The sequence below is a fragment of the Dyadobacter sp. BE31 genome (assembly GCF_031457695.1).
Taxonomy (GTDB): Bacteria; Bacteroidota; Bacteroidia; order Cytophagales; family Spirosomataceae; genus Dyadobacter.
Genome location: NZ_JAVDXA010000001.1, coordinates 1,327,338 through 1,345,027 on the forward strand (window position 1 = coordinate 1,327,338; position 17,690 = coordinate 1,345,027).

The 17,690-nt window shown below is 48.5% G+C and carries 19 protein-coding genes; 11 read left to right on the forward strand and 8 right to left on the reverse strand.

What is annotated here, in order from left to right; translation table 11 throughout:
• The first annotated feature begins 28 nt into the window (after positions 1–28).
• From J2Y43_RS05480 to J2Y43_RS05505, 6 genes are all read left to right on the forward strand, one after another.
• Positions 29–1,405 carry a Gfo/Idh/MocA family oxidoreductase gene (locus J2Y43_RS05480; protein ID WP_309980886.1) on the forward strand — a complete coding sequence of 459 codons (1,377 nt, stop codon included), beginning with the start codon at positions 29–31 and terminating at the stop codon, positions 1,403–1,405.
• 268 nt (positions 1,406–1,673) lie between these two features.
• Complete coding sequence (locus J2Y43_RS05485; protein ID WP_309980885.1) at positions 1,674–2,996, forward strand: sugar MFS transporter; 1,323 nt, start codon at positions 1,674–1,676, stop codon at positions 2,994–2,996.
• A 147-nt stretch (positions 2,997–3,143) separates the two neighbouring features.
• Positions 3,144–4,334 (forward strand): N-acetylglucosamine-6-phosphate deacetylase, encoded by a 1,191-nt coding sequence (gene nagA / locus J2Y43_RS05490; RefSeq protein WP_309980884.1) that lies wholly within the window; start codon positions 3,144–3,146, stop codon positions 4,332–4,334.
• A 14-nt stretch (positions 4,335–4,348) separates the two neighbouring features.
• Positions 4,349–5,125, forward strand: coding sequence for a glucosamine-6-phosphate deaminase (locus J2Y43_RS05495; RefSeq protein ID WP_309980883.1), 777 nt, complete (start codon positions 4,349–4,351; stop codon positions 5,123–5,125).
• A gap of 46 nt (positions 5,126–5,171) precedes the next feature.
• The gene (locus J2Y43_RS05500) at positions 5,172–6,557 is read left to right on the forward strand and encodes a putative oxidoreductase C-terminal domain-containing protein (protein ID WP_309980882.1); all 1,386 of its coding nucleotides are present in this window, start codon (positions 5,172–5,174) and stop codon (positions 6,555–6,557) included.
• A gap of 109 nt (positions 6,558–6,666) precedes the next feature.
• Entirely contained in the window at positions 6,667–7,197 is a 531-nt protein-coding gene (locus J2Y43_RS05505) for a hypothetical protein (protein WP_309980881.1), read from the forward strand.
• Here J2Y43_RS05505 and J2Y43_RS05510 read toward each other — a convergent pair.
• Both J2Y43_RS05510 and J2Y43_RS05515 read right to left on the reverse strand, forming a co-directional pair.
• A complete protein-coding gene (locus J2Y43_RS05510; RefSeq protein WP_309980880.1) occupies positions 7,187–7,636 on the reverse strand; it encodes a hypothetical protein in 450 nt (149 codons plus the stop codon). The genes J2Y43_RS05505 and J2Y43_RS05510 overlap by 11 nt on opposite strands.
• 53 nt (positions 7,637–7,689) lie before the next feature.
• Positions 7,690–8,241: a 2'-5' RNA ligase family protein gene (locus J2Y43_RS05515; protein ID WP_309980879.1), complete on the reverse strand. Its 552-nt coding sequence runs from the start codon at positions 8,239–8,241 to the stop codon at positions 7,690–7,692.
• An 87-nt stretch (positions 8,242–8,328) separates the two neighbouring features.
• On the opposite strand from J2Y43_RS05515, the gene J2Y43_RS05520 reads away from it, so the two are divergent.
• Positions 8,329–8,622 (forward strand): DUF2695 domain-containing protein, encoded by a 294-nt coding sequence (locus tag J2Y43_RS05520; protein WP_309980878.1) that lies wholly within the window; start codon positions 8,329–8,331, stop codon positions 8,620–8,622.
• 23 nt (positions 8,623–8,645) lie between these two features.
• On the opposite strand, the gene J2Y43_RS05525 is transcribed toward J2Y43_RS05520, so the two are convergent.
• The gene (locus J2Y43_RS05525) at positions 8,646–8,918 is read right to left on the reverse strand and encodes a hypothetical protein (RefSeq protein ID WP_309980877.1); all 273 of its coding nucleotides are present in this window, start codon (positions 8,916–8,918) and stop codon (positions 8,646–8,648) included.
• Between the two features lie 177 nt (positions 8,919–9,095).
• Between J2Y43_RS05525 and J2Y43_RS05530 the strand changes: the two genes are divergently transcribed.
• From J2Y43_RS05530 to J2Y43_RS05545, 4 genes are all read left to right on the forward strand, one after another.
• Complete coding sequence (locus J2Y43_RS05530) at positions 9,096–9,518, forward strand: helix-turn-helix transcriptional regulator (RefSeq protein WP_309980876.1); 423 nt, start codon at positions 9,096–9,098, stop codon at positions 9,516–9,518.
• Between the two features lie 5 nt (positions 9,519–9,523).
• Positions 9,524–9,838 carry a nucleotidyltransferase domain-containing protein gene (locus tag J2Y43_RS05535; protein ID WP_309980875.1) on the forward strand — a complete coding sequence of 105 codons (315 nt, stop codon included), beginning with the start codon at positions 9,524–9,526 and terminating at the stop codon, positions 9,836–9,838.
• Positions 9,839–9,927: 89 nt separating this feature from the next.
• Positions 9,928–10,452: a hypothetical protein gene (locus J2Y43_RS05540; protein WP_309980874.1), complete on the forward strand. Its 525-nt coding sequence runs from the start codon at positions 9,928–9,930 to the stop codon at positions 10,450–10,452.
• 80 nt (positions 10,453–10,532) lie between these two features.
• Positions 10,533–12,695: an AAA family ATPase gene (locus J2Y43_RS05545; protein WP_309980873.1), complete on the forward strand. Its 2,163-nt coding sequence runs from the start codon at positions 10,533–10,535 to the stop codon at positions 12,693–12,695.
• A 218-nt stretch (positions 12,696–12,913) separates the two neighbouring features.
• Here J2Y43_RS05545 and J2Y43_RS05550 read toward each other — a convergent pair whose 3' ends face one another.
• The 5 genes from J2Y43_RS05550 to J2Y43_RS05570 form a co-directional block, all read right to left on the reverse strand.
• The gene (locus J2Y43_RS05550; RefSeq protein ID WP_309980872.1) at positions 12,914–14,635 is read right to left on the reverse strand and encodes an FAD-dependent oxidoreductase; all 1,722 of its coding nucleotides are present in this window, start codon (positions 14,633–14,635) and stop codon (positions 12,914–12,916) included.
• Between the two features lie 92 nt (positions 14,636–14,727).
• Positions 14,728–15,621, reverse strand: a complete 894-nt coding sequence (locus J2Y43_RS05555; RefSeq protein ID WP_309980871.1) for an anti-sigma factor — start codon at positions 15,619–15,621, stop codon at positions 14,728–14,730.
• Positions 15,618–16,163 (reverse strand): RNA polymerase sigma factor, encoded by a 546-nt coding sequence (locus J2Y43_RS05560; RefSeq protein WP_223402159.1) that lies wholly within the window; start codon positions 16,161–16,163, stop codon positions 15,618–15,620. Before J2Y43_RS05560 ends, J2Y43_RS05555 begins: the two co-directional genes overlap by 4 nt.
• A gap of 243 nt (positions 16,164–16,406) precedes the next feature.
• A complete protein-coding gene (gene gldF / locus J2Y43_RS05565) occupies positions 16,407–17,135 on the reverse strand; it encodes a gliding motility-associated ABC transporter permease subunit GldF (RefSeq protein WP_309980870.1) in 729 nt (242 codons plus the stop codon).
• Positions 17,136–17,172: 37 nt separating this feature from the next.
• Positions 17,173–17,688, reverse strand: a complete 516-nt coding sequence (locus tag J2Y43_RS05570) for a DUF4199 domain-containing protein (protein WP_309980869.1) — start codon at positions 17,686–17,688, stop codon at positions 17,173–17,175.
• Positions 17,689–17,690 lie beyond the last annotated feature (2 nt).

The window sequence follows — 17,690 nt, forward strand, 5'->3', positions numbered from 1 at the left end:
ACTAAACCAGCTATTAACCTTTTTCTCAATGGAAAATTTAAACTCAAATAACAACCCTAGTAGCAACGACGACCGCAGGAGCTTTCTTAAAAAATCACTGGCTGGAAGCGCATTGCTCACATTCGGCGGCGTATTGCCCGGTTTCAGTCCGAAAAGCTATGCCAAAATCATCGGCGCGAACGAGAAGGTGCGCGTAGGCATGATGGGCGTCAATAGCCGCGGGCTTGCTTTGGCGACCAACTACGCATTGCAGCCGAACTGTGAAGTGGTATCCATTTCCGATGTCGATACCCGCGCTGCGGAGAAATGCATTGGCGTTGTAAATGATACGCAAAAGTCAAAGCCCGCCAATATTCCCGACTTCCGCAAGGCGCTCGAAAACAAGGATATGGATGCATTGGTAGTAGCTGCACCGGATCATTGGCATGCGCCGGCGGCCATTCTGGCTTCGAAAGCAGGCAAGCATGTGTATCTCGAAAAACCTTGCAGCCATAACCCGCACGAGGGTGAACTGCTTGTGGCAGTAGCGAAAAAGTACAAGAATGTGATCCAGATGGGTAACCAGCGCCGCTCCTGGCCGAATGTAGCGGCGGGTATTAAAGAGGTGCACGACGGCGTAATCGGCCGGGCCTATTTTGCCAAAGGCTGGTATACCAACAACCGCGCTTCTATTGGCATAGGCAAAGAAACCGCCGTTCCATCCTGGCTCGACTACGAACTCTGGCAAGGTCCTGCACCGCGCCGCGCGTTCAAGGACAACGTCGTGCATTACAACTGGCACTGGTTCTGGAACTGGGGCACCGGCGAGGCGCTCAACAACGGCACCCACATGCTCGACCTCATGCGCTGGGGCCTGCAAGTGGATTTCCCGACGCGCGTGACCTCCTCAGGCGGCCGCTTCCGTTACAAGGACGACTGGGAAACGCCGGATACGCAGGTGATCAACCTCGAATTCGCGAACAATACCGGCATGACCTGGGAAGGCCGCAGCTGCAATGGCCGCACGATCGAAGGCAGCTCTGTAGGCGTGGTGTTTTATGGTGAAAAAGGCTCATTGCAAATCGGCGAGGGCAATAATTACAAGATTTACGACCTGGACAACAAGCTGGTAAAGGAGGTAAAAAATGACCTTGTGATCGATCCGCGTAATAAAATGAATCCGTCGCAAAGCCTGGATGCATTTCATATTCAGAATTTCTTTGACGGTATCAAAAAAGGTATTCCCCTGGCGGCCGAGATTGTAGGCGGGCACCAAAGCACATTGCTGGCGCAGCTGGGTAATATCGCGATCCGCTCCGGCGAGACGCTGAATATCGACCCAAGCAACGGCCATATCAAAGGCAACAAAGCGGCCGAGAAATTCTGGAAACGGGAGTATCAAAAAGGCTGGGAACCGACGGTTTAGAAGGAGCAAGCCGCCTCCCGTCGACTGAAGTCGACGGAAATAGAGTCCGCTTGCTGGAAACGGCCAGTTTCAAATTCCCGGCCTTCCATCGGCTAAAGTCGACGGTAATAGATTTTGAATTAGAGGCCTGAGGTTTTCAGATTCAGCTTAAAATCAATTGCCGTCAGATTTATCTGACGGAAAAGAGATAGGAAAAGGATTCAATTGGAGCCAATTCAATAATTGAGATTTCAGTTGCAAATAAATTTTCATTTGAAAAACAATTTTAATGAAAAGCGAAGCCATTGCCATTAAAGTAGAAAATCTGACGAAGCGGGAAACGACGATCTCGATTTTCCTGATCGGCCTGATGTTCTTTATTTTCGGTTTTGTGTCGTGGGTCAATTCGATATTGATCCCCTATTTCAAAATCGCCTGCGAACTGACGAGCTTTCAGGCTTACCTCGTCGCATTCGCATTTTATATTGCCTACTTCGTGATGTCGGTGCCTTCGTCGTATTTGTTGAAGGCTGTTGGTTTCAAAAAGGGTATGATGCTTGGTTTCTGGGCAATGGCGTTGGGCGCATTCATTTTCGTGCCCGCGGCAATGTCGCGCACTTACGAGATATTCCTGATGGGCCTTTTCACAATCGGCATCGGCCTTGCCATTCTGCAAACGGCTGCCAATCCCTACATTACCATCCTTGGTGCCAAAGAACGTGCGGCGCAGCGGATCAGTATGATGGGCATTTGCAACAAAGCCGCCGGGATTCTCTCGCCGATCGTGTTCGCGGCTGTGATATTGAAACCCACCGACACCGATCTTTTCGCCCAACTCGGCACCATGAGCGATGCCGAACGGAGTGCGGCACTGGACGAGCTCATCAGAAGGGTAATTAATCCCTACATTGGCCTGGGAACGTTCCTTTTCGTATTGGGTTATCTGGTATTCAAATCCCCATTGCCCGAAATTGATACCGAGCACGAAAGCCAGGAAATCGCATCGGCCAATGCAGGTAAAAAGAGCATTTTCGACTTCCCGCACCTGATCCTGGGTGCACTGGCAATCTTCCTGCACGTAGGCACGCAGGTGATCGCGATCGATACCATTATTGGTTATGCCAATTCCATGGGTATTGACCTACTGGAAGCGAAAGTTTTCCCCTCTTACACGCTATTCTGCACCATTTGCGGATATCTGATTGGGATTACCGTTATTCCAAAATTCATCAGCCAGGTGAACGCGCTGCGGATCTGCACGATTTTAGGGACCATTTTTACCTTACTCATCATCTTCACGCACGGCCAGGTAACCTTCCTGGGGCACGATACCGACATTTCCATCTGGTTCGTCGTATTGCTTGGCCTCGCCAACTCGCTCGTATGGGCAGGGATATGGCCGCTCGCGCTCGATGACCTGGGCAGGTTTACCAAACTCGGCGCATCGGTGATGATCATGGGCCTTTGCGGAAATGCGATTATGCCGCTTTTCTACGGACATTTTGCCGACACCGTGAATGTGCGGGAGGCGTATTGGGTGTTGTTCCCTTGCTATTTGTATTTGGTTTTTTATGCCGTAAAAGGGCACAAATTGCGCAAATGGGGCTTTTGAAAAATGCGCCATGCATTAATTAACTATTACGGCATTCTACAAATCTTGCGGTGCTCTGCACCTTTATCGGTAAGGTGCAGAGCACCGCAAGATTTGTAGACCGTAAGATTTGTGGATGCACCGAATCACGACAATTGTAATAAACAAATGCGATTAAAGATTATAAACGGAACCATCATCACCCCCTACCGCTACATTCGTAGCGGGACGCTTTTGATTGATAATGGGGTGATTGTGGGGATTGAAACGCGGGATGTGGATTTCCCGGGTGCGGAGGTGGTCGACGCCGAAGGACATTACGTTGCGCCCGGCTTCATCGACCTGCATATTCACGGCGGGGGCGGGCATGATTTCATGGATGGCAGCGCCGAGGCGTTTCTGAAAATTGCCGAAACACATGCACAATATGGCACCACGGCCATGGTCCCGACTACCTTGACGGCCGAAAAAGCGGATTTGCTCGAAACGCTGGATTGCTATGAAAAGGCGAATGCAGCTAATGCGAATGGTGCCCAATTTCTCGGAATGCATTTGGAAGGCCCCTATTTCGCATTGAGTCAGCGGGGCGCACAGGACCCGCGGTATATCCGCAATCCCGATCCTGCCGAGTATGAAGAAGTGTTGGCCTATTCTAATTCCATAACCCGATGGAGCGCCGCACCGGAGCTGCCCGGGGCTATTGATTTTGGAAAAAGATTAAAACAAAAAGGCATTCTGGCGGCGGTTGCACATACCGATGCGATTTACGAGGAGGTGTTGGAAGCCTATGAAAACGGCTACACGCTCGCGACGCACCTGTACTCGGCCATGTCGGGCGTGACGCGCAGGAATGCGTTCCGGTACGCGGGCACGATCGAAAGCGCCTTTTTGCTCGATATGGATGTGGAAATCATCGCCGATGGGGTGCATTTGCCTGCACCGCTGTTGAAACTCATTTATAAAATCAAAGGTCCCGACCGCATTGCATTGATCACCGACGCCATGCGCGCGGCGGGCATGCCGGAGGGCGAAAGTACGCTTGGCTCGCTGAAAAACGGGTTGAAAGTGATCGTCGAGGATGGCGTGGCGAAGCTGCCCGACCGTACCTCCTTTGCCGGGAGCGTCTCCACGGCCGACCGCCTCGTGCGCACGATGGTGAATATGGCCGACGTGTCGCTGCTCGACGCCGTGCGCATGGCGAGCGCCACGCCCGCACGCATTATGGGCGTACACGACCGCAAGGGCACATTAGTAGCGGGCAAAGACGCCGATATTGTGATTTTCGACGCCGACATCCGCATTCAAAGGACGATTATCAAAGGAAAAACCATATACCTAAACGCGATACCCCAATCTTAACCTACCACAAAAAAATGAAAGTCGACCAACTGGAAATCAACATCTCCGAAACCCGCCAGCAAATGGGTGAAGCTGCGGCGAAAGCCGTGGCGGACAAGATCCGGGAGATTCAGGATACCAAAGAGTTTGTAAATATCATATTCGCCTCGGCGCCTTCGCAGAACGAGTTTCTGGCGACTTTGAAGGACGAGCCGGGCATTCAATGGGAGAAAATCAATGCGTTTCATATGGACGAGTACATTGGCATCGCCGCCGACGCGCCGCAGAACTTCGGGTATTTTCTGAAAGTACGCCTGTTCGACCACGTGCCGGTGCGTTCAGTGGCTTATCTCGACGGTAACGCTACCGACGCCACTGCCGAATGCGAACGCTATGCAAAGTTGCTGCGCGACAACCCGATCGACATTGTGTGCCTCGGTATCGGCGAGAATGGGCATTTGGCATTCAACGACCCGCATGTGGCGTTTTTCGATGATCCATTGGAAGTAAAAGTGGTTGAGCTCGACGACGCCTGCCGCCAGCAGCAGGTGAACGACGAATGCTTCGACACCTTCGACGAAGTGCCGCAAACCGCGTTGACCCTTACCATTCCGACCCTGATGAAGGCCAAATATGCCTTCTGCATCGTCCCTGGGGAGAAAAAGGCGCAGGCCATATACCACACCGTGGCCGAGGACATACAGGAAGCCTACCCGTCGACCATCCTCCGCAAGCACCCCCACGCGATCTTGTTCATCGACCAGGCGAGTTCAGGGAAGCTCAAAGAAATTTCGTCATACTCGCAGGCATAGTTCCGCACCGGAGCTATCTTGCAATGTATTACCTCAACCCATTCAAATGAGAAAAGAACTCTTGACAATCGCTTTATTGAGCGCAATGGTATTCAATCAGGGATGTAATTCGAAGAAAGAGGAGGCCAAGAATGAGGAGAAGAAGCCGCTGAGCCTGATCGTGGTAGAGCCCGGCCACTTCCATGCGGCGCTGGTTCAGAAATCAATGTATGACGATGTGGATTCGGTCGTGCACGTGTACGCATCCGAAGGCCCGGATGTGAAGGCTTACCTCGACAAGGTGGAAAAATACAACACCCGCCCCGAAAATCCGACGCATTGGAAAGAGGAGGTTTACACCGGCCCCGATTTCCTCGAAAAAATGCTTTCCGAAAAGAAGGGTAATGTGGTGGTATTGGCCGGAAACAACCAGAAAAAGACCGATTACATCAAAAAATCCGTCGATGCAGGCCTGAACGTCCTCGCCGACAAACCGATGGCGATCGACGCGGCGGGCTTCGACAAGCTGAAAGAAGCATTTGCCAGCGCCGACAAGAACAAGGTGCTCCTGTACGACATCATGACCGAGCGTTACGAGATCACCAACACCCTGCAACGCGAGCTCGCATTGCTGCCCGAGATCTTCGGCGAACTGCAAAAAGGCACGCCCGAAAACCCTGCGGTATCGAAAGAAAGCGTTCACCACTTTTTCAAATACATTTCCGGTGAGCCGCTCGTACGCCCTACCTGGTTTTTTGATGTAAACCAACAAGGCGAAGGCATGGTAGACGTGACGACCCACCTCGTGGACCTCGTACAATGGAGCTGCTTCCCAAATGTGTCCCTCGATTATCAAAAGGACATTCAACTCCTCTCGACGAAGCGCACCGCAACCCAGCTCACGCCGTCGCAGTTCAAACTAGTCACCAAAAGCGAAACCTATCCTGAATTCCTCAAAAAGGACATTAAGGACACTTTGCTGAACGTGTATTCCAACGGCGAACTGAACTATACCCTGAAAGGCGTACACGCGAAAGTATCCGTGATCTGGAACTTCCAGGCCCCCGAAGGCACCGGCGACACGCATTACTCGATCATGAAAGGCTCCAAAGCCAACCTGATCGTGCGCCAGGGCAAGGAGCAGAAATATAAGCCTGTGCTTTACATTGAAACTACGGATAAGAGCAAGGCTTACGAAGACGCTGTTGCGGCCGCATTCAAATCCGTACAAGCCAAATTCCCCGGCGTGGAGTTAAAAAAGATCCCTGCGGGCTGGGAAGTGGTGATCGATGCCAAATACGACACCGGCCACGAATCGCACTTTGCCCAGGTGGCTAATGCTTATATGGGGTATCTCAAAGCCGGGAAGTTGCCGGAATGGGAGGTGCCGAATATGATTGCTAAGTATTGGCTGACGACCGCGGCGTTGAAGCAGGCGAAAGAGAAGAAATAATCCTCTTGCCGTCGTCTTAAGATAACGGCAAGAGATTTTGGAATAGATTTTCGTGGACGAGCGGTGCTTTGCTGCTCGTCCTTTTTTTGAACTATTGATTTTCAATCTGATGAAACCCATTCCACTGCAGGTAGCGGAACTGATTCTCGTGGGCTGGATAGGGCTCACTATCCTCCTGATTATTGTCTTTGATCTGAGCGATTTGTCCGAAGCCCGCTTCGAAGACGATCCATTCAGTGCTTACAGGCGCGATCCGGGGATTATCAGGATCAACATTGCATCGCTGTTATCGAGGGTAGTGTTTGCGGGCAGCCTGGTACTGATGAGGATCAAGCCGCAATACAGGGAGCGCTTTCTCCTGTACGTTTTCTTTCTTTCAGGCCTTGCAGCATCCTTTTTCCAATGGTATGAACTGTATTACGGCTCTACATTCTACTACGGCGAGGTCCGGGATAAGCAGGGCCTGGCATTTCCATTGTTGGCATCGGCGATTGTCACGCTGATGATTTGGGAATGCACTTATTCTTCTCATCCGCTGTGGGCCTGGCGATTGAAGATAGTGCTGACTGTGCTTGTTAATGTTGGGTTATATTTGATTTGGTTAAGCGTTCTTGAGGCTTGGAATTTGGTTACTCATTAATAATCTGCTGCAATGCTGCTTGAATCTCGTCGTTCCTCGCCCCTCTCGTCAAATCCAAAATGACGACCGTTTCAATTTCAAAATCATCGTCATGTGCAGCTACTATTGAAAACCAGATTCCATCGGCAAAATCATGGTGAAAAGTCGTCATAATATCATGCTTTGGCAAATACAGCGGTTCAATGTCTGCCAGGCGAAAGGCAATTTCGTCGTCAATGAGGTCATGTACTACTTCGCATTGGTTTCCAATCGTTGCGACCCAACCTACATCTTTCGCAATGATTTTACTGATTATCTCATCCAGATACCGTCGCTCACGGTCGTCGCTCGCGAGAACGCAAAGCCAGTTTGCATTTGGAAGCCCGTTAGACCAGTTTGTGGCAGTATCGTATTCGATGAGGATTACCCGGCGCCCGTGTAAGAAGTGGTCTGATTTCATGGCTCTATATCTCAATTAGAAGGTTAGTAGCTAAGGCTTAAAGTTCGTTCCCATCATGGGGGCTCAGCAATGACATCGAACTGCTTTCGATCATCGTTGAATTTTCGAATGGCGAGTGAGTCGCACCAGAATCTGGCGTTGAATTCTTTAAAAAGCGAATAAGCTATATCGATCCAATGCGGTTGCAGCCGTCGGCCGATGGTCATATGCGGCGTGTCGAACATGTCTGTCCATCCTTCTGTGTGGATACTTAGAATCTCGGGACTGAATGTCTGCCGGAATTGAATGCACCGCTCGGTAATCGAATACGACGATTGTCCGGTCAAATGCACATAAAACGCTCCGCTTTCTACGAAGTGGTGAAAACCCTGAAATTCCAACTCGAATGGTTCCAGAGTTCTGGCCGCCCTTGCACATTCTTCCAACAATGCCGGGTAATGCTCGTCAAAGGCATAAAACTCAAAGAGCGTGATGTGTGCCTCCGAATTAACGCTATTGTAGAATCCGTCAATAGCGTTTTTCAAGGCCAGCTTCATTTCTTTCACCTCGGAGATAATATCTGCGGGCGGGCGGATGGCGATGATATAGCGGATCGGCTGGTTCATTTGTGAAAAACACTTATTTATTTTGAAAAATAATTATTTATAGAGTGTTTTCATGAAAAGTGATTATTTCAAAATACCAATGTATCTATGAACAAAAGTGAGAAGGAGCTCCGTAAACAATTAAAAGCCGATTTACGCCAAAAAGCTGCTGCCGACTTCGAAAATAGCCTTCCTATGAGCAGGGAAAACTTTCGTCAGCTATTCGACTTCTTAGACGACGAATTACAAAACAATGAATGCGACAACCGATTGACAATCACCATCACCTTCCTTCACAACCATAATATTTCAAATCCAGAACAGGTGATGAGCTGGTTGGCAAACCACGGCGGATATTGTGATTGCGAGGTACTTGCCAATGTTGAAGAGCATTTTGATTGACTCCATCGGACGGGGACTGCGCATCATTCGGTAGCAGTTTCCACGCCCTCGCCTCTCCCAATCCGCTCCACATTCTCAAAAAACGCAATCAGCTCCCTAAACGAAAAGTAAGTATCGCAAAGGTCCGGCGCGTGGCCTTGTTCTTTGAGGGAGATGATGTAGCCGGTGAACATCGTCCAGAGTTCGTTGCGCCAGCTTTCGGGGCTGCTGCTGCTCAGAAGCTTTCCTACCTCGCGGCCATAGGCCAGCAACATCGCATCCGTGCATTCGATAGGGTGTGTTGTTTCTTTGTTCATGTTGTGGGTGTAAGAAGTGTGAGACAAACCGTGCATTTACGTTTTCCGTAAAGCACGCATTCCTGCAACCCGTACCCAACCCGCGCGCCCCGTAACTTACGCCGAAATACCTGTAAATTACCGGAACACTTCCCGATGGATTTATATAAATTGCCTTTTCAACGAAATAGCCCCCGTATGACACATACTACCTCCAACCCGAAGATCCACGAAGGCCGCAACGTGAAACGGTTCCGCGAAATGCTCGGAATCAAACAGGACATGCTCGCCTTCGAGCTCGGCAGCGATTGGAACCAGCAAAGAATCTCCACGCTCGAACAGCGCGAAAAGATCGATTCCGACATTTTGGAACAAGTAGCAGCGATACTGAAAATACCTGTGGAAGCGATTCGGAATTTTGATGAGGAAAAGGCGGTGAATGTGATTTCTAATACATTCAATGACAATGCAATGCTCAATGCAGTGAACAATAATCCCACTTTCCATCCTATTGATAAACTCATGCAGCTTCATGAGGAGAAGATTGCATTGTACGAGCGGATGTTGAGGGAGAAGGATGAGATGATGGGGCGATTGGAGCGGTTGATTGAGAGTAAGTAAATCTTATGAAATGGCTGGAAAATTATCGAGCCGAGATCGAGTCACTTTGTAGCACCTACAAAGTAAAGACACTATATGCATTTGGGTCAGTCCTGACCGCAAACTTCACCGATGAAAGTGACATCGATTTGATCGTCGACTTCTTTGATATGGAGGTAGAGGAATATGCTGACAATTATTTTAACTTCAAATTTGCGCTGCAAGACTTGTTCGGGCGGCAAGTTGATTTGTTAGAGGAACGAGCCAAAATGAACCCTCTTGTTCGCGAGCTCGTGAACTTGCAAAAACAGCCAGTATTGAACCATTCAATCTTACCATAGCAACTACCGCTAAATAATTTATTAGGCGCAGTAAGAGATATTGCTCAAAAATTGACTTTTTTGAGTTAAATCTTTAACTCTCCCTATACATGAATTTTAAATTTGACAATCTGACCGCCCAAACAAGGGTACTAATGATGTCTGAGATTAAATCAGACATTCAAAACAAGCAACTCTATTACAGTAAAAGATTTTGCGAAGCGGGCCACCGACACTACGCAGACTTATTGTTGGAATCAATCGAGAACGGAAACGAACAAAGCCTAGCGGCAGCATTAAAAGAAAAAAAGTGCTTTGCAGACACCGAAACTAGGACAACCAAGAAAGGTGTAATATACTCCAAAATACCGGAAACCGCCAGTCAAACACTTGCCGAAAGTGAGTTTAATAGGTTCTATATGAGGGCCCTCGCACTACAAGCGATTCAGACCAAGAAACCTTTAACCATTTATCGCGCAAGGGCATCTGAAAACCCTAGACCGGAGTCAGAACTTTTGATCGGAAAGCAAATTGATCCAGTTGCACTTTTGGATGATTTGAGAAAAAATGTGTGGTTCGATACCTTGTTGGGACTACCACCTGGACCCAACAGCGACTTATCAGTTAAAATATAAGTATATTCAACGATTTGTAAGCGAAAACAGCGGTCGAATATCTAATCTCCATTCTGAAATCACTTTAAACTCTTAGCTATATGATAGGCAAGGTTAAAGTTCACAAAGTAGCCAGCTTTAAAAATCCAACGATACTTGAATCCGACAAAAAGGTAAATCTAATATATGGCCTGAACGGTACCGGAAAAAGTACTATATCGAATCTGTTTTACAAATCTAATCATTCTGATTTCAAAGATTGTTCAATCGAAGGAATTGAAGATGTAGATGTCTTAGTTTATAACCAAACATTTATACAAGATAATTTCTTTGAAACCGAGAACATCAATGGAATTTTCACACTCTCCCAAGCCAACAAAGAAGCTGAGATAGAAATCGCTAAGTCAGAACAAACGCTTCAATCTTTGCAGCAACAAAAAGCCTCCATTGGAGCCCGTATATCGGAGTTGAGATCAGATCTAGAAACAAAAATAAACAATGCCAAAACTAAAATATGGGAAATAAAAACGAAATACTCAGGTGGAGACAGAGTGCTTGAGTTCTGCTTGGAAGGGCTAAAAAGTGACGGTACCAGACTGCTGAACTACTTAGAATCGATACCAAAAAGCGAAACCAGGCCGACATTAACTATTGAAGCCATTAAAGAAGAGGCAAACTCCCTTATCGGCGAGCAAGCTCAAAAATACCCGAAGCTCGATCCCATCAAACAGGTTCCAGAAAATTTGGAGAATAATCCAATTTTCAAAAAACAGATCGTCGGTAATAAAAACAGTTCTGTCTCCGAATTCATTTCTAAGTTAAATAATTCAGACTGGATACTATCAGGCCTAACCTATCTTTCAAATAGCGTCGATAGTGAAAATCAACAATGCCCGTTTTGTCAACAAGAAACCATATCAACAGCCTTAATATCTGATATCAGGAATTACTTTGACGAAGCCTATGAAATGGATGTAAACAGTCTCAAAACCGCTCTAAATGAATACATCTGCCTAACAACCTCTGTTTTAAACAAGGCACCATTCGACAACCCAAAATGTGATAATTTCAGAAAAGACATAGAATCGCATTTCAGCGATTTAACAAAAACAACAACTGAAAACATAAGACTAATTGAGTACAAAATACAGTCACCTAGCCAACCGATCAATCTCACACCCATTAAATCAATACTTAATGAACTTGCAAGTATTGTTAGCACAACTAACCAATTAATAGAAGAGCATAATGATAAAATAGATAGCAAAGGAAAGGCAGTAGCGAACTTGAAGAGTATCTTCTGGCAGATCAATCGATGGGATTATGACCAAACATTATCTAATCTATCCCTAGATAGGAATGCATTTGGCCAAAAGCTAATCGAAGCTGAGCAGACGATTGAGAGTATAAATAAGGAAATCATCTTTCACAAAACAAATATATCAAATCAGCAAAAGAAAACAATCAACATTGACCAAGCGATTACAAGCATTAATAATTCGCTCTTGGACCTCGGCATTGATGGGTTTAGCATTGTCAAACATTCGGACGTTCTCTACAAGATAAAACGACAAGAAAGCGACAGTAAAATATTTCATTCATTGAGTGAAGGGGAAAAGATGATTATTAGCTTCCTATATTTTCTGGAACTTTGCCGCGGAAGGCGAAATTCAACTTCCCTTGCGCGAAAAAAAATTGTTGTCATAGATGATCCAATATCGAGTTTGTCACACATTTATGTCTTCAATATCGGTAGGTTAATCATGAATGAATTTATGTCAAGCAACAAGTATGAACAGATTTTTATACTAACTCACAGCTTATATTTCTTCTATGAACTCACCGATACAAAAAAGGAGAGACGTGACGTAAACCAAAAACTTTTCAGGTTAAGAAAAAATGAAAACGGGAGCGAAATCCTAATAATGAAATATGAGGAAATTCAAAATGATTATCAATCATATTGGCATATTGTGAATGATAAGGATCAGCCACCAGCTTTGATAGCGAACTGCATGAGAAATATTATTGAGTATTTCTACAACTTTGTGGAAAAAAGCGATCTAAACGTAGTGTTCCAGAAAAAGGAGATGCAAGAAGCAAAATTTCAAGCCTTTAATAGATATATTAATCGGGAGTCGCATTCACTCGGCCAAAACATCTTCGACATAAAAGAATTTGACTACGATCACTTCCGCGAAGCATTTGCTACAATGTTCAAAATCTGCGGGTACGAAGATCATTACAAAAAGATGGCAAAGTAGAAGTGCACTAGATCATTTGTGATTTACCCCATCTTACGGTGCGCTGCACCTCACACTGTCGATTGTCTAACCCGTTTCCACAAATCTTGCGGTGCTCTGCACCTTTCCCGAGGTAGGTGCAGAGCACCGTAATATTTGTAGAAAATGTGTCCAAAAAAGATTTCCCAAAGGTGCAGCGCACCGTAAGAATTCACACAAACGCATTTTCCAAAAATCAATCAATTAATACCTCCCCCCTTCCACTCCAACTCAATCCCCTCTCCTCGTACAAACCCCTGAAACCCCGCCAACAACCCCTTATCCTCCCTAACACCCCGCGGAAGAACATTCTTCGAAGAAGCAAACTTCACCAACAACCCCACCACTTCCCCAATACTCCACTCCACCGGATGCAGCCGATAACACCCATTCGTAATATGCGTGGTCCCAATATTCTTATTAGCAGGCAGAATATTCTCCATCCGCACCGGCAGCAGCGCGCCTAACGGAATCTGAAACGGCAGTGACCCGAAATCAATGTAATTATCTCCGCCGGTACTCGGATGCAAATCAATGTGGTAATAACCAATTCCGACGCTGTCTTCAAAAGCAGCGGCCTTTGCGCCCGCGGATTGCCCGGTGATGGCGGCCCGTTGCTCGGCGCCTACGTGTTCTTCTTTGATGGTGAAAAGGGCTTTGATGCGGCGGGATTCGCGGACGTAGGGGTATTTGGCGAGGCCGTCTTCGGTGCCCATGACGTCTTTGCGGAGGCGGATGCCGGGCCAGCCTTTGCCGCCGTCTGGGCGTGGGGCCTCGGTTTGGAGCCAGTACAGAAGCGAGAGGCTGAGCTGCTTGCCGCGTTCGAAATGCTTGTCGAAGTCCTTTTCGCTGGCGCCGATGAGGTTGCCGAGGGTGTAGTCGTTTTGCGGCCAGTTTACGATGGTGATGTCGCCGGCGTAGGTGCCGGGGGCGAAGTTGGCCTTGTTGATAATGCGGCGGTAGAGCCAGAGGTTGAGATTATTGCCGGTCGGGATGCCTTCGGGGTGGAAGCCGAGCTGTTTCGGTTCGAGGGTTTTGGGATTGGAGTACGAGAGGTCCAGCAGCCTGCCCGACCAGGGTTTGGTCATTTTGGGCACATAATTTTTCCAAAAATCGTATTCCTGCGGCTTTTCGATCACGTGGTTTTCGCCCGGGCGGTAGTCGATCGCGTAGCAGACGGTGAATGCCTGCACATTGTTCGGGTCGGCTTTTGCGGGGGCGTGGAATTCGCCGGTTTCGGCTTTGGATTCGGCGCCGGTGACAAACTCGGTGCCGGTCATGGGCAGCAGGTCGCCGAGCTCGGTAGCGTCCGCAAAATAGGGCGCGGTGAGGGTTATCTGCGTTTTGTTACGGCGGTTCTGCGCGGTGAGGGCTTGTACTATGTTGCCTTTCACGTCGGCCGCCACGATTTTGTGTTCCAAAAGCAATGTGAGCTTGCCGGTGCTGAGGTACGGGTTCAGCATGTCGGTAAGCACGGCTACGGCTACACGCGGCTCGTGGCAGAGCTTGGATACGGAGCCGTCGCCGGGATTGAGGTTTTTGCGGGTGCGGGCCTCGGCGGTGAGCGGGTAATTTTTCTGGTAATATTCGCGCACGGCGGTGCGGAAATCGCGGTAAGCCTTCGTGGCGCCGTGCGTTTCGATCCACGGGTGCTCGTCGGGCGGTACGCCCTGCTGCGAGAGCTGACCGCCGATCCAGTCGGTTTCTTCGGTGAGGATTACGGATAGGCCATTGCGCAATGCGGCCAATGCGGCCGCGCATCCGCCCAGGCCCCCGCCTGCGATCACGAGATCGGCATTCAATGCGGTTTTGGCATTCGTTTCTTTGCCGGAAGGCGCATTCCCGGTTTCGCGTTTTTCGGAAGTTCCTGCGAGCAAGCTGCTGCCTAATGTGACACTTCCCAAAAAATTACGGCGTTTCATAAGGTTTAAGGTATTTAGGTAAGTAATAAAAAGAACGCTCATTGTCAGGCCGGAGCCTCACAATGAGCGCATATCAATCTAAAAATCAGTTGCTACACCACTTTCCCCATCACATACATTTCCTCCATGGTCGGGGTCGGATTGCCGCCTTCCTTTTCTAGGGTAATGGCGAATGCGGCGGAACCGGGTTTGGTGTTCTTCATTTTCAGTACCTTGCCTGTAAATGCATTGTCGATCATCCCGATATCGAGCGGCTTGCCGTCCACAATGCTCCAAAGCTGGTATTGCTTGCCCTGGGGCGCTGCGGGCAGGCTCTGGACATCGATCATTACTTCATTCGTTTGCGTGTTCCAGAATGCGGAAACAGCACTTCCGGGCGATTTGGGCAATCCTGCCAAATGTATGTGCTTGTAGGAAGGGCTGCGAAACAGCGCGGCTACGGCCTCGTTGTATTCGGTCTGCGCTTTCATCGCTGCCATATCGGCCTGCATACTTTCCACTTTCGCTACCGCCTCGTTGCTGGCGTTTTTCATATCGGTCATTTGCATGGCCGACCATCCCGCAAAAATTGCCAGCAATACTGCCGCGGCCACGGCGAGTTTGGCCCACGCGGGCGTCACTACCTGCGTTTCCACGCGGTCGAATGCATTGTCGATCACGCGTGCTTCCGTGCGTACGGGCTCCGCAGGTGCTGCGTCGTCAGGTTGGCTTACAGTCTGCTGTTCTGTCGCATCCTCCGCTTCCGGTGCTTCGGCGGGGGCATCGAAATTCATTTGTGCAAAAATCGACTCCTTCAAGGATGGTGGGGGTGTTGCCTGGTGTTTCAGTGCATATTCTTCCAATGCACTTTCGGTACGCAACAGCTCCGCCTTGATTTCAGGGTAAATATGCGACATACACTCCACCTCCTGTTTCTCCTGGGGAGTAACAGTGCCCAATACATATTCCTCCAATATACCGGACTCTATATAGGCTTGGATATTCATACTGCAAAGTAATGTTTTAACTCTTGTAATGCGGTCCGGATCCGCGATTTCACGGTGCCCAACGGTATGCTCAGTTCTTCGGAGATTTCCTCATGTGTATAACCCTGGAAATAGGCCATATCGATGAGTATTTTCCGCTCGGGCCGGAGCATGTCGATGATCGCTTTCATGTCCGAACTGATCGTCTGTGAATCTTCGTACGTATCCTTCTCATTCAGGACCACCGTGTTTTCAATATCATCCATTGCCGGCTTCCGTCCCTCCGCCCTGACCGCGTCTATCGCGCCATTCCGTGCGATATTCATAATCCATGTAAACAATCGTCCTTTCTCGGGGTCATAGGAAGCGATATTCTTCCAAATCTTCAGAAAGCATTCCTGCAATACATCTGCGGCTTTCTCCTCGTCCTTCAACGTTTTTGAAATGATATTAAACAAAGCTCCTGAGTAATGGTCGTACAGGAATTCGAAGGCGCTTCGCTCGTTTCGTTTCAGAGCTGACACCAATTCCTCTTCCGAGTATTTTACCTTGCTGGTCGCCAAGAGTCGCTTAACATTTAATTGTAAATTAGTTACTGGCAATCTAGTAAATTTTCCTACACGCCTGGATGGGCCATACCAAATTATTGCCTCATCGCCGTACAGAAGGGAAACTACCAGAGAGGGGGCAGTTGCCTGCATTCGGGGTTGTCTGTCTGAGTTCACCATCGTAGTGTGCTTTTAGTCATATACGAACAGCGCACCTCGATGGATCGACCCCCTGAGTACTTATACAAAATACGTGCCTTACTTGCGCAGGTTCTCCACGCGCCAGAGTGTGAGGAAGATAAAGAAGATGATCAGGCTGAGCAGATAGATCACATTACGGGAATCGATGAGCCCTTTCCCCAATGCCTGGTACTGAACGTCCAGGGCTATACCGGAAAGCAAATTAGCCCCGAAACCATCGCCAAACATGCCCGAAACGGCCCCAAAACCCACATACCAGATGAATGCGAGGAACACGCCGAGAATGAATGCGACGATCTGATTATCATTCAGGGAGGATGCCCAGATTCCCATCGCCACCAGCACACCGCTGAGCAGCAGCAGGCCAAGGTAAGATCCGGCCACAGCTGCGGAATCGACGTCGCCGACAGGATTCCCCAGTTTATAAACACTGTAATAATAAATGAGCGTCGGCAGTAAGGTGAGCACCACGAGCACCCAGTTAGCGAGGAATTTTCCGAGCACCAGATCGATATTTCGGATAGGCTTGGTAAGGAGCAATTCCAGCGTGCCATTGCGCGATTCCTCGGCCAGCGACCGCATCGTAATGGCCGGAATGAGAAAAATCAGCACATAAGGCGCCAGGCCGAAAAACGAGCCAAGGTCTGCATACCCATAATCCAGGATATTGGAATCCGGGAAAACCCATACGATCAGGCCGATAGCCGTCAGAAAGACCGCCATCACGATATAGGCGATCAGTGAGTTGAAAAAACTGGCTACCTCTTTTCGGAAGATTGCTAACACTATTCGGGGATTTTAATAAAGTCTTTTCAGGAATCCGTTACTCGAAGACGGGCTTTTCCTTCCGCATAACGGCGGCGATGATCAGCGAGAAAATGAAGCCCATGATCAGGTATCCGAAAACGACCGTCACGAACATGATACCGGGCGACATAAACTTCTGCGACATTTCCAGCGCCTGTTCAATCTGCGCGTCGTCCATTCCCTTTCCTTCCAGCTCTTCGCGCATCTGGTCGAGGCTCTGCGTGAGCATATTTGAGTCGATAAACTGGATATAGAAAATCGTAAATGCCGAGCTCAGCAAACCCAGTACCGCCGATGTAAGGGAACCGAGCCCCAATCCTTCACCATAGCTGATAAACCCTCCATTCTTCTCGCGAAAATCCTTCATCGCCAAAATGATCGCGATGATCATGAAAGCGTACGTCACCGACGCCAGCAATCTGTTGGACCCAAGTCCGGCCACATACAAGATCGTCGAATATACCATCGTTACAACGGCAGCCAGAACCCCATATTTCAGGGCAACGCGAGCGGTAGAGGTTTTTTCTTCCATGA

Coding starts and splice junctions, on each gene's coding strand:
- J2Y43_RS05480 (WP_309980886.1), top strand. CDS start 29: ATGGAAAATTTAAACTCAAATAACAACCCTAGTAGCAACGACGACCGC.
- J2Y43_RS05485 (WP_309980885.1), top strand. CDS start 1,674: ATGAAAAGCGAAGCCATTGCCATTAAAGTAGAAAATCTGACGAAGCGG.
- nagA (WP_309980884.1), top strand. CDS start 3,144: ATGCGATTAAAGATTATAAACGGAACCATCATCACCCCCTACCGCTAC.
- J2Y43_RS05495 (WP_309980883.1), top strand. CDS start 4,349: ATGAAAGTCGACCAACTGGAAATCAACATCTCCGAAACCCGCCAGCAA.
- J2Y43_RS05500 (WP_309980882.1), top strand. CDS start 5,172: ATGAGAAAAGAACTCTTGACAATCGCTTTATTGAGCGCAATGGTATTC.
- J2Y43_RS05505 (WP_309980881.1), top strand. CDS start 6,667: ATGAAACCCATTCCACTGCAGGTAGCGGAACTGATTCTCGTGGGCTGG.
- J2Y43_RS05510 (WP_309980880.1), bottom strand. CDS start 7,636: ATGAAATCAGACCACTTCTTACACGGGCGCCGGGTAATCCTCATCGAA.
- J2Y43_RS05515 (WP_309980879.1), bottom strand. CDS start 8,241: ATGAACCAGCCGATCCGCTATATCATCGCCATCCGCCCGCCCGCAGAT.
- J2Y43_RS05520 (WP_309980878.1), top strand. CDS start 8,329: ATGAACAAAAGTGAGAAGGAGCTCCGTAAACAATTAAAAGCCGATTTA.
- J2Y43_RS05525 (WP_309980877.1), bottom strand. CDS start 8,918: ATGAACAAAGAAACAACACACCCTATCGAATGCACGGATGCGATGTTG.
- J2Y43_RS05530 (WP_309980876.1), top strand. CDS start 9,096: ATGACACATACTACCTCCAACCCGAAGATCCACGAAGGCCGCAACGTG.
- J2Y43_RS05535 (WP_309980875.1), top strand. CDS start 9,524: ATGAAATGGCTGGAAAATTATCGAGCCGAGATCGAGTCACTTTGTAGC.
- J2Y43_RS05540 (WP_309980874.1), top strand. CDS start 9,928: ATGAATTTTAAATTTGACAATCTGACCGCCCAAACAAGGGTACTAATG.
- J2Y43_RS05545 (WP_309980873.1), top strand. CDS start 10,533: ATGATAGGCAAGGTTAAAGTTCACAAAGTAGCCAGCTTTAAAAATCCA.
- J2Y43_RS05550 (WP_309980872.1), bottom strand. CDS start 14,635: ATGAAACGCCGTAATTTTTTGGGAAGTGTCACATTAGGCAGCAGCTTG.
- J2Y43_RS05555 (WP_309980871.1), bottom strand. CDS start 15,621: ATGAATATCCAAGCCTATATAGAGTCCGGTATATTGGAGGAATATGTA.
- J2Y43_RS05570 (WP_309980869.1), bottom strand. CDS start 17,688: ATGGAAGAAAAAACCTCTACCGCTCGCGTTGCCCTGAAATATGGGGTT.